10 protein-coding genes are annotated in these 14065 nt (G+C 71.3%); 5 read left to right on the top strand and 5 right to left on the bottom strand.

What is annotated here, in order from left to right; genetic code table 11:
• Positions 1-188: 188 nt before the first annotated feature.
• The gene (locus ACF1BE_RS32155) at positions 189-836 is read right to left on the bottom strand and encodes an HAD family hydrolase (RefSeq protein WP_392202530.1); all 648 of its coding nucleotides are present in this window, start codon (positions 834-836) and stop codon (positions 189-191) included.
• 131 nt (positions 837-967) lie between these two features.
• Complete coding sequence (locus tag ACF1BE_RS32150; protein ID WP_392202529.1) at positions 968-2167, bottom strand: acetyl-CoA C-acyltransferase; 1200 nt, start codon at positions 2165-2167, stop codon at positions 968-970.
• Positions 2168-2492: 325 nt separating this feature from the next.
• Between ACF1BE_RS32150 and ACF1BE_RS32145 the strand changes: the two genes are divergently transcribed.
• The 5 genes from ACF1BE_RS32145 (at position 2493) to ACF1BE_RS32125 (ending at position 9792) form a co-directional block, all read left to right on the top strand.
• Positions 2493-3371 carry an alpha/beta fold hydrolase gene (locus ACF1BE_RS32145; RefSeq protein WP_392202528.1) on the top strand — a complete coding sequence of 293 codons (879 nt, stop codon included), beginning with the start codon at positions 2493-2495 and terminating at the stop codon, positions 3369-3371.
• A 4-nt stretch (positions 3372-3375) separates the two neighbouring features.
• Complete coding sequence (locus ACF1BE_RS32140) at positions 3376-4197, top strand: hypothetical protein (RefSeq protein WP_392202527.1); 822 nt, start codon at positions 3376-3378, stop codon at positions 4195-4197.
• A 304-nt stretch (positions 4198-4501) separates the two neighbouring features.
• Entirely contained in the window at positions 4502-7069 is a 2568-nt protein-coding gene (locus ACF1BE_RS32135; RefSeq protein ID WP_392202526.1) for a SpoIIE family protein phosphatase, read from the top strand.
• Positions 7070-8543: 1474 nt separating this feature from the next.
• On the top strand, positions 8544-9203 hold the full coding sequence (locus ACF1BE_RS32130; protein ID WP_392202525.1) for a peptidoglycan-binding protein: 660 nt from the start codon (positions 8544-8546) through the stop codon (positions 9201-9203).
• A 256-nt stretch (positions 9204-9459) separates the two neighbouring features.
• Positions 9460-9792 (top strand): putative quinol monooxygenase, encoded by a 333-nt coding sequence (locus tag ACF1BE_RS32125; protein WP_392202524.1) that lies wholly within the window; start codon positions 9460-9462, stop codon positions 9790-9792.
• A 686-nt stretch (positions 9793-10478) separates the two neighbouring features.
• On the opposite strand, the gene ACF1BE_RS32120 is transcribed toward ACF1BE_RS32125, so the two are convergent.
• From ACF1BE_RS32120 to ACF1BE_RS32110, 3 genes are read right to left on the bottom strand one after another with little or no spacing between them, the layout of a single operon-like run.
• Positions 10479-11513: an ABC transporter permease gene (locus ACF1BE_RS32120; protein ID WP_392202523.1), complete on the bottom strand. Its 1035-nt coding sequence runs from the start codon at positions 11511-11513 to the stop codon at positions 10479-10481.
• Positions 11510-12472 (bottom strand): ABC transporter permease, encoded by a 963-nt coding sequence (locus ACF1BE_RS32115; protein ID WP_392202522.1) that lies wholly within the window; start codon positions 12470-12472, stop codon positions 11510-11512. The genes ACF1BE_RS32120 and ACF1BE_RS32115 overlap by 4 nt, the downstream gene beginning before the upstream one ends.
• Positions 12465-14024, bottom strand: a complete 1560-nt coding sequence (locus ACF1BE_RS32110; protein ID WP_392202521.1) for a sugar ABC transporter ATP-binding protein — start codon at positions 14022-14024, stop codon at positions 12465-12467. Before ACF1BE_RS32110 ends, ACF1BE_RS32115 begins: the two co-directional genes overlap by 8 nt.
• Positions 14025-14065: the final 41 nt, after the last annotated feature.

The following is a 14065-nucleotide window of genomic DNA, read 5'->3' as shown; positions in this document are numbered from 1 at the left end:
ACCCGCTACGACAAACGCGCCCGCCACTACCAGGCGCTGGTCACCCTCGCCTGCCTACGACTCTGGCTGCCCTGACTTTGCGGACACGACCTAGGTGGCCGGGTGCCGGGTCGGAGCAGCAGGGCCGATGGACCGCTCAGAGATCCGGCCTCGGCGCCGCGCAGCGCGATGTGGACTCGGTCGGATCGTCAGGTGGTGATCCCGAAGCGTTCGGCGAGTTGGCGGCGGGTGTCGGCTGCGCCGGTGTGCAGTACGCCCCCGATCCCGATCCGTGCCGCTCCGTCGAGGTTGTGCCGCAGATCGTCGATCATGACTGCCTCCTCGGGGTGGATGCCGAGGCGTTCACATGCGATCGCATAGATCCGCCGGGAAGGCTTGCGGATCCCGACCTCGGCCGAGATGACGACCACATCGGCGACGGTGGCGAGGTCGACGCCGTCGTAGGTTCCGGTACCGAACGAATTGGACACGACCGCGACGGGACGGCCGGCGGCCCGCAGATGACCGAGCAACGCGAGCATGTCCTGGTCGATCGACATGCCCGCTTGCATCCGGGCCGTGAGCCCTTCGGCCGGTACGTCGGCGCCGTGGACGCGGAGACGTTCGGAGAATCCCCGCTCGAAGGTCTCGGCGTCGATACGGCCACACTCGTGGTCGCTCAGGAGCGTGCGTGAGGGCTCGTCCCGGCCGAGGAGGTACAGCGGCAGGCGGGGGTCGCCGCCGAGCGAGGCGCCGAAGTCGGTGAAAGCCTCCAGCACACTGGAGGTGATGACACCGCCGAAGTCCACCAGGACCGCGGACCGGGCCTTCCCCACCACGTTCGACACAGTGTCCACGCCTCTCTCCAGCGGTCGGGCCGGCGTCGGCCCGTACGACGGCAGTCATGTTTCGCCGGCCCTCAGAAGTACCCGCAGTACCGCGCCGCCAGCCGGTCCCTGCCGCGCGTACCCAGCCGGGGTGCCTGGCGTCAGGCAACCTCGAACAGTCCGGCGGCGCCCATTCCACCGCCGACGCACATCGAGATCACCACATACCGGACGCCACGGCGCTTGCCCTCGATGAGGGCATGCCCCACCAGCCGGGCACCGGTCATTCCGTACGGATGACCGACCGAGATGGCGCCGCCATCGACGTTGAACCGCTCCGGGTCGATGCGCAGTTCGTCACGGCAGTACAGCGCCTGGGAAGCGAACGCCTCGTTGAGTTCCCACAGGCCGATGTCGTCGATGGTGAGGTTGTGCTGCTTCAGCAGCTTCGGAATGGCGAACACCGGACCGATGCCCATCTCGTCCGGCCCGCAACCGGCGACCGTCATACCCCGGTAGACGCCCAGCGGTTCCAGCCCCCGGCGCTCGGCCTCCTTCGACTCCATCAACACCGACGCCGAGGCCCCGTCCGACAACTGCGAGGAGTTGCCGGCCGTCACGCTGGACTGCGTGGTCACCCGGCCGTCGGGCAGCACCGGCGCCAGGCCGGCCAAGCCGTCGGACGTCGTCGACGGGCGGTTGCCCTCGTCCCGGGTCAGGGTGACCTCCTCGTCCCGCACCTCCCCGGACTGCTTGTCGAGGACCTTCTTGGTGCTGCGGAGCGCGACGATCTCCCGGTCGAACCGGCCGGCCTCCTGCGCCGCCGCGGTGCGCTGCTGGGACACCAGGGCGAACTCGTCCTGGCGGTCCCGGCTCACGCCGTAGCGTTCGGCGACGATCTCCGCCGTCTGCAGCATCGGCATGTAGATGCTCGGCTTGTGCTCGACCAGCCAGGGATCCATCATGCGGTGGGTGTTCATGTGATCGTTCTGCACCAGGGAGATCGACTCGACACCGCCGCCGACAACGACCTGCATGCCGTCCGTGATGATCTGCTTGGCGGCCGTCGCCATGGCCATCAGGCCCGACGAGCACTGCCGGTCGACGGTCATCCCCGGCACGGTGTCCGGAAGTCCGGCACGGAGGGCCGCCTGGCGCGCGACGTTGCCACCGGAGGACCCCTGCTGCACGGCGCAGCCGAAGATCACGTCCTCGACCTCACCCCCCTCGAGCCCGGCGCGCTGTACCGCGTGCGAGAGGGCATGGGCGGCGAGTTCCTGCGCCTGGGTGTCGTTGAACGCGCCGCGGTAGGCCCTCCCGATCGGCGTCCGTGCCGTCGAAACGATGACTGCTTGCCTCATGTCGCCTCGCTGATTCCTGTTGGGCCGGTTCGCCCGAGAGCGAGGGGCCGGCATTCCGAGCGTCGTGAGCCGGGATCGATACCGGCAGGCGGTACTGAACGCCAACTGCCGTGCGGCGAGGGACTTGTCGACCATCCCCTCCGGTGACCGACGGCCCGAGCCATGGCCACAGGGGTGACCGGAGCCGGGCTCCCGATCGTTATAGTTGAATTCGGCGTCATGTTCAACCAGGTCCTTCTTCGCCGGGCTGCGCGCAGGCCCGCGGTCTTGACAGTGGCGATCCGCACCTGGAGGCTACCGACCAGTCGGTATGAAGGGGTGAATCGTGAGGCAGCTGAGCATCTCCACCGGTGCGGGCGTGTTCGACACGATCGTGGCGGGTCCGCCCGAGGGCCGCCCGGTGCTGCTGCTGCACGGCTTCCCGCAGACGGGGCGGGTATGGAGACGGCAGATCGCGGCGTTGGCCGCGCACGGCTACCGGGTGGCGGCACCAGATCAGCGCGGGTACTCCCCCGGTGCCCGTCCCCAGCGGCCCGAGGACTATCGCATCGGCCTTCTCGTCGACGACGTGGTCGCGATCGGCGAGGAACTGGGCTGGGCGGCGTTCGACCTGGTCGGCCATGACTGGGGAGGCGCGGTGGCCTGGTGGACCGCTCACGTCCACCCCGGCCGCATCCGCACCCTGACGGTTGTGTCGACCCCGCATCCCCGCGCTCTGGCCACCACCCTGCGTACCGACCAGGATCAGCGCAGACGCTCCCACTACATGATCGACTGGCGCGAGACACCCGCCACCGAGGAGCGCATGCTCGCCCACGACGCACAGGAGCTTCGCGGCCTCTACGCCGGAAAGGTCCCGCCGGACAGTGCCGAGGCCTACGTGAGCCACCTGTCCCGGCCGGGCGCTCTCACCGCGGCGCTGAACTGGTACCGGGCCGGCCGCCCCGACGGCGCGATCGGCGTCATCGGCGTGCCCACGCTGTACGTCTGGAGCACGGAGGACAGCGCGTTCGGCCCGGCGGCCGCGGAGGAGACCGGGCGGTGGGTCGAGGGGCCGTACCGGTTCGAGACCCTCCAGGGAGTGAGCCACTGGGTCCCCGAGGAGGCGCCCGAAGCGCTGACCCGCCTGCTGCTCGACCACCTGGGAGCGCACGCCGGTACCGAACCGGCGGACGCCCCGTTCGCCGACTCGTCACAGAGGTGACCCCATGAACACAGCGCGCGCGGCCTGGCGCCGCCTCGAGCCCGTACACGGCATGATCTATTTCGTCCCCGAGGGAAGGCTGCGGTACGCGGACCTCGGACTGAGCGGACGCGCCGGGTACTTCACCTCCCGGAGCGCCGCGTTCGGCCGGGCATCCGCCGAGCTGGTCATCGCGACCTTCTACAACTTCAACCCCGAGTTCGTACGGCAGGCGGTTGACGGAGCCTGGAACGCGACGACGCCGAAGCAGGTGCTGGACGCGCGGTACGCCGCCGCGGGTGAAGCCCTGCGGCGGGCGCGGATCCACGAACTGCCCCACCTGGACGAGGTGGTGGCGCTGACCCGCCGGGCCGCCGAGGCGGCCTGCGAACACGCCCAGGGACGCCCGCTGTTCGCCGCGCACGCTGCACTTCCATGGCCGGAGGAGCCGGTACTGCGGCTGTGGCACGCCCAGACGCTGCTCCGGGAGTTCCGCGGAGACGGCCATGTCGCGTGCCTGCTCAGCGAGGGCGTGGGTGGCTTGGAGGCCTTGGTTCTGCACGCCGCCACAGGTGAGGTTCCCGCCGGATTCCTCAAAGCGAGCCGCGCATGGCCCGAGACGGAGTGGGCCGACACCCAGGAGCGCCTGCGCGAGCGAGGTCTCCTGGACGGCGACGCGCTCAGCCCGGAAGGCGTACTCCTGCGCCGGCACATCGAGGACCGCACCGACCGCCTGGCCCTTCCCGCCTACGCCGCCCTGGGTGACGCCGGTTGCGAACGTCTCGCCGAACTCGCGGAGCCCTTCGGCCGCGCCGTCATCGAAGCCGGCCTGCTCGAGCTCGGCTGACCGGGCCTCTCGTTCCGCCTCGTGCTCGAACTGCCGGAGGGCGCTCATGTCGTCCGGCCAGTTGTGACAGGCCACGAAATCGTCCTGGTCTCGCGGGACGTCGGTGTTCCTGCTGCCCCGGGGGCCCCTTCGCTGCGGGCCGGGCTCAGCGTTCTCCCTGATGCCGGCTGCCGGCGGCGTGGTGGTGAGCGGTTACAGCCGGCCCCGTGGGGCACGGCCCGCGGGTTTCCCCCCGGTGCATACCGTACGAGAATGGCAAAGGTCAAGGTAGGAGTGCCGCGCCACAGGTCGGTGAGGAGTCGGCATGACGTCCACCGGTGCCAGGTCGGGTGCACAGCCCTTCGGCGCTGCGGGCGCCGACGCGGCAGCGGAGTGTGACGATGCGCTGGTCGACGGGGTGCTGAAGGCGGTCGAGGTGACCGGGGCGCATGCCGGCAGCGTGTTCCTGGCATCGGACGACGGCAGCACACTGGTGCTGGCCGCGGCCGCGGGAATGCCGCCCTCGCTGCTGGGCGGCTGGCGGCGGATTCCCGTCAGCAGCGCCATTCCGGTGGCCGAGGCGTACCGCGTGGGACGGACGGTGTACCTGGCGGATGCCGAGGCCACCATGCGGCGCTTTCCGCAGCTCGCCGTGGCCCTGCCCTACCCGTTCGGCTCGGCCTCCGTGCCGGTGGCGGCCGATCGGAAGATCTTTGGGGCGCTGGCCGTGGTGTGGGCGGGCCGGCCCGGTGGGCAGGGGCTGTCCAAGGCCCAGCGGCGGCATCTGCGAACCACCGCCGCCCGTCTCGGCACCTCGCTGGCGCGGCTGTGCGCCCACGGCACCGACCCCCTGCACGAGGTGGGGAAGGCACCGGTGGAGGTGGCGGTTCCGGCCGCTCAGGCAGTACGTGTGGGCCTGTTCGACTGGGATGTGGCCAGCGGGGTCCTGGAGGCGGACGCCACCACCTGCGCCGTCTTCGGACTGAGCCCCCAGGAGTACGACGGGCAGGCGGCGACGCTGGCCGCCCAGGTGCATCCGGCAGATCGTGCCGCGTTCCGGGCCGTCGCCCGCGTCGCAGCGAGGGAGGGCCGCGTGCTGGCCCGCTGTGTGCGCATTCCGGAAACAGGGGGCGGGTTGCGCACCGTCGAGCTGTGGGGCCGGCTGGCCGGCACGGCCGACGAGCCGACAGCGGCGCGGGCACACCTGGTGGGCGGGGTCCTGGATCTGGGGACCGGCATGGCTGCCGTGGCGGCGCTGGAACAGCTCGGGGACGGGTTCTTCGCGCTCGACCGTGACGGGCGGATCTCCTACGCCAACCACCGCCTCGTCAGGTTGGTCCACGTGCGCCGTGGCGATCTGGTGGGCCGGCACCCCTACGAGGTGATGCCGTTCCTGGCCGATCCGGGCTTCGAGGACCGTTTCCGGGCAGCCCGGGTCTCCCAGCAGCCCGTTTCCTTCCTCGCGCGCGGCCCGGAGGGATGGCTGGCGTTCTGCCTGCGCCCCGACACCAGGGGCATGACCGGATGGGTGACCCCGGCCTCGAGCCCCACCTCCGCTGGAGGTGAAGCCGAGGTCGAGGCCCCCGACGCGGCGGTGCCCGCTCCGGTTCCCGAGCGCCCTGTCCCGACACGGCTGGGCGCGCTGTACCGCGTCCTGGAGATGAGCAGCGCGCTCACCGAGGCGGTCACGGCACGCGACGTCTGCGGCGTGGTCGCAGACCAACTGCTCCCCGCCTTCGGCGGACAGCGTATGGCCATCTACGGGGTGCGCGAGCGGCGCCTGCATCTGCTGCTGCAGCGCGGCTGCCGCGGAGAGCTCCTGGGCCTGTTCGAGAGCAACACGATGCAGCGGGGATGGAGCCCGGTGACCGGGGCACTGGCCGGCGGCGTCCCGCTGTTCCTGGAGACACCCCAGGAGCTTTCGAGGGCCTACACCGAGCTGGAGACCACATCCCATGCCCTGGTGTTCCTGCCGCTGATCGCCTCCAACCGGCCGACGGGAGTCTGCGTGCTCGGCTTCGACGAGGCCCACCCCTTCCCCGCCGAGGAACGCAGCCTGCTGACCGCGCTCAGCGGCCTGATCGCCCAGGCGCTGGAGCGGGCCCGGCTCTACGACCACGAGAACGCGCTCGCCCGGGGACTGCAGAACGCCCTGCTCCCCCAACGACTGCCGACCCTGCCCGGAGCGCGGATCACCGGCCGCTACCTGCCCGCCACCGCGTGGATGGACGTCGGCGGCGACTGGTACGACGCGATCCCGACCGCCCACGGCATCGTCCTCGTCGTCGGTGACGTCGAGGGCCACAACCCTGCGGCCGCGGCCACCATGGGCCAGCTGCGCAGCGCCGTACGTGCCTTGACCGCCGCGGGGCAACGGCCCGCCGAGGTGATGGTCGGCATCAACCGGCTGCTGCTCGACCTCGACCCGGACCAGCTCGCCAGCTGCTGCTATGCCCTGATCGACCCCGATGCCGCCGTCGCCGACCTGGTCCGTGCCGGCCACTGCCCGCCCCTGCTGCACCGGGGCGACGGCATCACCGAGATTCTGGAGGTGCCCGGCGGTCCGCTCCTGGGAATCGATCACGCCTCCGAGTACCCGCAGTCCCAGGTACCCCTGTCCCCCGGATGCATCCTCGCCCTCTACACCGACGGACTGGTCGAATCACGCGACGCCGACATCAGCGTCGGCATCGACCACCTGCGCACCCGGCTGGCTCACGCCTCCGCCCGATCCCTGGACGGCCTGGCCGACGCCCTCCTGGGCAACGCCGGCCGCGCCGCAGACCGGACGGACGACATCGCGCTGCTCCTGACCCAGTACACCCCTGGCCTGCCGCCCGCATCCGGCGCTGATCCTGGCCTCTCGACACCCCAGCCCCGCGCCCCCCGGTGAGCGCCGCAGGAAGCGCGGGGCGGAGGTGTCCGCGCCGAGGAGCTCTGCCAGTGTTTCAGCCGGCTTCCCCCACTAACTGGTGGGAGAGGTGCTGGCGCTGCCGGAAGGACTGGCGGACGGACTGGCGGAAGGGCTGGTGGAAGGACTGGCGGACGGCCTCGGGGAAGAGGTTGCCGTCGGCGAGGGCGAGTTGGGGCGGCGGCCGCTGGTGGCGCGGGGGGTCGGCTTCGCCTGCGCGGGTGGCGGCGCACTGGTGGTGGCGGGAGGCCGGGAGACCGGTGACGCGCTGCGAGTCGGCGTCGGCAGAGGACGCCGGATCCTGTCACCGTTCCGGTCCGGCACGCCCTTTCGGGCCGGGTGCGTGGTCACACGCTCCGGTGAAGCCTGTGAATCGGGAACGCGGAGTCCGGGCTCTTCGAGGGACGGCTGTTCCGGGACCGAGGCTGCTCGTGGGGCCGTCGACTGAGGAAGCAACGATGCGGTGGCCAGGCCTCCGAGGAGGGTGAAGGCCGCTGCGGCGAGAGACCGGACGGCATACTTCTTCAGCCGCGCCGGAGGGTCGTACCGGTCAGCCGGTTGCGAGGCGGTCGGTGACCCGGGAAAGAACGACCCGGAGGAGCTCGGCCCCCTGCTGGAGCGGACCTCAGGCATCGCCGCCTCGACGGTCGGAGCACCGTCTCTCCGCTCGCTCGGCTGTGTCACGCCGGGGTCGTACGCCCCGCACTCCGGGCAGGTTACGGCGCCGTTGAGCGTGCGGCTGCACGGGATGCAGTAGTCCATGAAGCGACCGTTCTCAGTCCTTGAGTCGACGGGAGCGGAGGTGCACCCGATCCGGGCAGCAGTCAGTGGTGGGCAGGCGCCGCTCGGTTCGTCTCGGACCGATCGCTGACATATGCGCACCTCACTTACCGGTCTTCAGGTGGATCACCGGTTACTGGGCTCAACGAGGCGCATCGAACGGGTGCTCACCCGCACGCGGAAAAGTGGGGTATGTAACTCCGCGGGGCGGACCGCGCAGCCGCACGGCCAGGGCGGCTGTACCACCGCCCGGGTTCCGGATGAGGCGTGGGTTACATACCGGCCGCTGGATGAGGACAAAGCCGCGCGGCCTACGTATTGCGTCTCTGGACCGTCAGGAACAAGACAAGTCGAGGAGGAGGACTCGGTGAGTCGCAACGACGCCGGCCCTGAGCGGACTCCCGGCTCGGCCCCTGACGTCGCGCAAGAGATCAGGGACTCCTTCCAAGCCGTGCTGGACGCTCTGGACGCCGCACGCGCCGACCTTCTGCGCGACGAGAGCCAGGAACGCGCCGAGGGCCCGTCCCCGCCGCGGAGCCGGCACCGTCACCCGACCGGGGACGCCCGGTCTCCGCAGCCGACCTCGTCCCCGAGAGAGCTGGAGGCCGTTCCGCCCCCGCCGACGGGAGTGCCGCCGACGGCTGGCGGACCGGGCCCGGCGGCTGTCGCGTCAGCCGTGGCTCACCCCCCTCCGGCCCCCTGGCTGGACCGCGCACCGAGCGGGAGCAATCGGCCGGGCACCGCTCGGCCGGACGTCCCTCACCGTCCTGCCGTCCCGTTCGACCGGCTCGACACCGCGTCCCCGAAGGGATCCGCGCCGTCCGCCCGCGCACACAGGAGGAGGACCGACGCCGGACGGCGGCGCTTCACCGGCCGGGACCTGCGCATCACCGGAATCCTCGGGCTGGGCGCGGCGAGCGGACTGATCCTCGCCACTTGGCTGCTGACCCACCACGACGCCGACCCTGCGGCCTCCTCCTCGCCTCCCCGGCACATGGAATCCCCACTGCCGGCGGCTCCCGCGCCGAAGGACCCCCCTCCCCCGACCGCAGGGCAGTCGAACCGCCCGCGGCCCGGCACACCGGACCCGCCGCTCCCCGAGATCCCGGGCACGGGGGTCCTGCGCCCGGGCGACAGCGGCCACGGCGTCTACGAGCTGCAGGTACGTCTCCTGCAGGTACCCGGCATCTACGACGGCGGGCCGATCGACGGCCGCTACGACGTGGAGGTCCGAGCGGCAGTGACCCGGTTCCAGAAGCGGTACGGGATCCGCAGCGACGAGACCGGGGTCTACGGCGACAACACGCGTCTTGCCCTGATGCTGCGGACCAAGTAGCCGGCGGCAGAAGGGCCGAAGTGCGGGATCCACGTCGGCGCCGGTCCCAGCGCGGGACCGCGCCCCGACTGCGGCAGCGTCGCCACCGCCCGCGCCGCAGCGCCTGGGCGCGGGACGCACGACTTGCCGGCGGAATGCCGCGACGCGTCCGCTGTCGTGGGGTCGGCGAGCCGCCGACAGCGGACCCAGGCCGTACGATCCGCCGTACGCAACGTCCGTTCGAGGCAGAACGCACAGACATCAGCGAAGGAATGCCATGATCTTCATCACCGCCAAGTTCCGAGTCCGCCCCGAGGACGCCGACCGCTGGCCCGAGATCACCGCCGACTTCACCCGGGCGACCCGCGACGAGCCCGGCTGCCTGTGGTTCGACTGGTCGCGCAGCGTGGCGGACCCCACGGAGTACGTCCTGGTCGAGGCCTTCCGCGACGAGGACGCCGGCGCCAAGCATGTGCAGTCCGCGCACTTCGAGGCTGCGCAGCAGACGCTGCCGCCCCACCTGGTCGAGACGCCGCGCATCGTGAACGCGACCGTTCCTCAGGACGACTGGTCGCTGCTCGGGGAGATGGCCGTCCCCGGACAGGAGTGACTTCCTGTCCGGACCGGCGCCGGCGAGCGGCGCCGCCACGGTGTGACCGCTGTTCCTCCCCGCTCCGTCCGCTGCGGTTGCGGGACACGGCAGGACGGGTGCGGTCATTCGGAGCGCAAGGCCGAGCGGACTGCCCGCAAGCGCCAGAGGTGGTCGGCCGTCCCGTTGTACTGGCTGCTCGACGTCGGCGGAGTTGTCGGTGGATGCGTCGTGTACGGCCAGGACCTTGCCGGAGTTTGCGGTTCTGGACACGGACGGCCCCGCTGGAGTCGTGAACGAGCCGCCACAGGTGGTCAGCGGTGCCGCTGTCGGTGAACTGCACGACCGGTGCCGAATCAGCGAGGCTGCCCTGATGCCGCGTCAAGACGACTACTGCGTACCCGCGTTACGGCGATGCGCGGCAGGGGCGGCAGCGCCGAGCGCGGCGGCTCAGCACGCTCGGTCCCTGGTGACCCGGCGTGCCGAGGCCGTCGCCCTGGTGGTCCCCGGGGCGGGGACGCGCGGGACGAGCGACACCCCCGCTCCCCGGGTGACATCCTCCAGGGTGGACGCCTGCCTGCTCGTGCCCGCACCTTCGCGGGCGGGCCCGTGTGCGGCTCCTCGACGGTCGGCGTCCCGGTTGCCCGGGCGGCGGTGGACGCGTCCGTGGCGGCACAGGTGCCCTTCACCGGACCGGATCCGGCTTGTCACATCAGTTGCCGTTTGCGGCCCAGCCAGGTCTGGGCGATCACGACGAGGGCCAGGAAGGCGCCGCTGACCACCAGCTGGTAGGAGGAGTCCAGGGAGCCGATCTGGTTGATGACGTTCTGGATCACCTTGAGCAGCAGGACGCCCACCAGGGAGCCGCTGACGTAGCCGAGGCCGCCGGTGAGCAGGGTGCCGCCGATGACTACGGCGGAGATGGCGTCCAGTTCCATGCCGTTGCCGAGGATGGTCACGCCGGAGGCCAGCCAGGCGGCGTTCAGGGCACCGGCCAGCCCGGCCAGGACGCCGGACAGTGTGTAGACGAGAATCTTGGTACGGGCCACGGGCGCGCCCATCAGGGCCGCCGCGTCCTCGTTGCCGCCGACCGCGTACACGTGCTGCCCGAACCGGGTCCGGCGCAGCACCACGGCTCCGGCGGCGAACAGCGCCATGGTGATCCATACGGGGTTGCCGACGCCCAGGGTGCTGCCCTGGCCGAGTTCGGCGAGGAACGAGCCCTTGCCGATCAGGTACGTCTCGGCGCCCTCGTCCGTCAGCGCCAGCATCAGTCCGCGCGCCCCGAGCATGGCGGCCAACGTGACGATGAAGGGAGCCAGCCGGGAACGGGCGATGAGCAGTCCGTTGACGACGCCGATGAGGCCGCAGACGGCGAGCGGCAGCAGTAGCGCCACCAGGGTGCCGTGACGGGACCCCCAGGCCGCCAGGACACCGCCGAGCGCGAAGAGGGAACCGACCGACAGGTCGATGCCGCCGGTGATGATGACGAACGTCATGCCCAGGGCGACGATGGCGAGGAACGCCGAACTGGTCGCCATGTTGGAGACGTTGTCGCCGGTGGCGAAGGAGTCGAAGCTGACCGAGGCGATGATCGAGATGATCACCAGCACCGCCGGCGCGCCGTGCTGCTGGACCAGCGCGCTCAGCTGTTCGGAGCGCGCCGGGCCCACCGGCCCCAGGCCGCCCGTCGGTTCGTCGCTCCCCGCCGACACGGGTGTGTCCGTCTTGGTGGCGGTCATCGCTTCCCCCGTCCGCGTGCCGCGTAGACCGCGGCGACGATCACTGTGGCCTGGGCGATCTGGGTCCAGGAGGGTGGCAGATCGTGCTTGATGAGAGTGGCGGTGAGCAGCTGGATGAGGACCGCACCCGCCACCGTGCCGGCGATGTCGACCCGGCCGCCGGTGAGCGGGGTGCCGCCGACCACGACGGCGGTGATGGCGGACAGCTCCATCAGGTTGCCCAGCGAGGTCGGGTCGCTGGCCTGGAGCCGGGCGGTGGCCAGCACGCCCGCCACGGCCGCGAGCAGCGCGCAGGCGACGTAGACGAGGACCAGGACCCTGCGTACGGGCAGTCCGGAGAGCTGGGCCGCGGGACGGCTGTCGCCGATGGCGAGGAGCTGGCGTCCGAAGGTGGTGCGGCGGACGACGAAGGCCACCAGCAGCGCCAGCGCGCCCGCGATGAGGATCAGGTAGGGAACGCCGAGGACGTCACCGGAGCCGAGGTCGGCCAGCGCCGGGTTGCGTACGTCCCTCAGCTGCGGGAGCAGTACCAGGGCGAGGCCGCGGCCACCGACCATGAGAGCCAGGGTGGCCACGATGGGCTGCACTCCGATGAACGCGACCAGCGCGCCGTTCGCGAGGCCCACCCCGGCGGCGAACAGCGCCACCACCACCAGCGCCGGCAGCAGGCCGTAACCGAGGTACAGGGCCGTCGCCGAGGCCGCCAGTGCCATCACGGCACCGACGGACAGGTCGACACCCTCGGTGCCGATGACGAGAGCCATGCCGAGCGCCACGATGATCACCGGGGCGACCTGGACGGCCTGGGTGCGGAAGTTCTCGGCGGACAGGAAGTGCGGGGTGACGACGATGTTGACGACGAGGAGCAGGGCGACACCCGCGTAGACGCCGTAGGACTGCAGCCATCGCAGGACGCGGGTCCTGTCCGGCGGGGCGGTGGCGAGGGTGACTTCAGCCATCGGTGGCCGCCTCCTTCACCGCGTCCCGCGCCGGGGCGTCCCCGGCGATGGTCCGCATCAGCTTGTCCTCGGTGACGTCGTCGCCGGTCAGTTCGCCGACGACCGCACCGTCCTTCAGTACGACCACGCGGTCGGACCCTTCGATCAGTTCCTCCAGGTCGGAGGAGATGAGCAGGACGCCCAGGCCGTCCTCGGCGAGTTCGTCCACGAGTTTCTGCACCTCGGCCTTGGCACCGACGTCGATGCCGCGCGTCGGCTCGTCGAGCAGCAGTACCTTGGGATTCGTCGCGAGCCAGCGGGCAAGGAGCACCTTCTGCTGGTTGCCGCCGGACAGCTCGCCGACCTTCTGGTGCGGTGAGGACGCCTTGATACGCAGCCGCTCGATGAAGGTGTTCACGATGCTGTCCACGCGGGACTCGGACACGAGGCCGAAGCGGGAGAGCCGGGGCAGGGCGGCCAGCGCGATGTTCTCCCGGACCGAGAGGCCGGGGACGATGCCCTCGCTCTTGCGGTCCTCGGGCAGCAGGCTGATGCCGGCCCGGATGGCGCCGGGAGTGGAGTTGCCGCGCAGGGGGACCCCGGCGACCATGACACTGCCGGAACGGAGTGCGAGCGCACCGGAGACGGCCTTCGCCGTCTCGGTGCGGCCCGAGCCGAGCAGCCCGCCGAGTCCGACGACCTCGCCCGGCCGAATGCTCACGGAGACGCCGTGCAGTCTGTGCGGGACGGTGAGGTCCGCCGCCTCCAGCACCGGCCGGGCGTCGGCCGTGCGGCGGCCGCCGGTGAACTTGGTCAGGCCCTCCGTGCGGACCTCACCGAGTTCGCGGCCGAGCATCGTGGAGACCAGTTCGAGGCGGGGCAGGTCGGCCAGCCGGCCGTGGTGCACGCGGCGTCCGTCGCGCAGCACGGTGACGGTGTCGCACACGGCGTACAGCTCGTCCAGGCGGTGGCTGACGTAGACGACCGCGATGCCCTTCGCGCGCAGGCGGCGGATCACCGAGAACAGGGTCTCCACCTCGCGCGGTTCGAGGGAGGAGGTCGGCTCGTCCATGATGACGATCCGGGCGTCGGCCGCGACCGCGCGGGCGAGGGCCACCATCTGCTGCGCGCCGACGCCGAGGGTGCGCAGCGGCTGCCGGACGTCCACCCGGACGCCGAAGGCGCGCAGCGTCTCCTCGGCTTCCCGGTTCATGCGGCCGGGGTCCAGCAGACCGAGGCGGTTGCGGGGTTCGCGTCCCAGGTGGAGGTTGCGGGCCACGCTCAGCAGCGGGATGAGGTTGACCTCTTGGTAGATGGTGGAGATGCCGGCCTTCTGGGCCTCCAGGGGCGTGTCGAAGGAGACCTTCCCGCCCTGGAAGGTGATGTCGCCGGCGTCCGGCCGGTACACGCCGGTCAGCACCTTGATGAGCGTGGACTTGCCGGCACCGTTCTCACCGATGAGGGCGTGCACCTCACCGGAGTGCAGGGTGAGGTCCACGCCGTCGAGGGCGCGGACACCCGGGAAGGTCTTGCTGAGTCCGCGGACGGTGAGGACCTCGGCGGGGGGTACCACCTGTGCCTCCAGGTAGAGCGGAGAGAGTGGGTGACGTGCGC

It is taken from the genome of Streptomyces sp. NPDC014991 (genome assembly GCF_043080665.1).
Taxonomy (GTDB): Bacteria; Actinomycetota; Actinomycetes; order Streptomycetales; family Streptomycetaceae; genus Streptomyces.
This window is presented reverse-complemented; position numbering and strand designations above follow the sequence as displayed.

What these genes read in the sequence shown, in the direction of transcription:
- ACF1BE_RS32120 (WP_392202523.1), bottom strand. Translation starts at nt 11,513, where the DNA reads ATGACCGCCACCAAGACGGACACACCCGTGTCGGCGGGGAGCGACGAA.
- ACF1BE_RS32125 (WP_392202524.1), top strand. Translation starts at nt 9,460, where the DNA reads ATGATCTTCATCACCGCCAAGTTCCGAGTCCGCCCCGAGGACGCCGAC.
- ACF1BE_RS32135 (WP_392202526.1), top strand. Translation starts at nt 4,502, where the DNA reads ATGACGTCCACCGGTGCCAGGTCGGGTGCACAGCCCTTCGGCGCTGCG.
- ACF1BE_RS32150 (WP_392202529.1), bottom strand. Translation starts at nt 2,167, where the DNA reads ATGAGGCAAGCAGTCATCGTTTCGACGGCACGGACGCCGATCGGGAGG.
- ACF1BE_RS32140 (WP_392202527.1), top strand. Translation starts at nt 3,376, where the DNA reads ATGAACACAGCGCGCGCGGCCTGGCGCCGCCTCGAGCCCGTACACGGC.
- ACF1BE_RS32115 (WP_392202522.1), bottom strand. Translation starts at nt 12,472, where the DNA reads ATGGCTGAAGTCACCCTCGCCACCGCCCCGCCGGACAGGACCCGCGTC.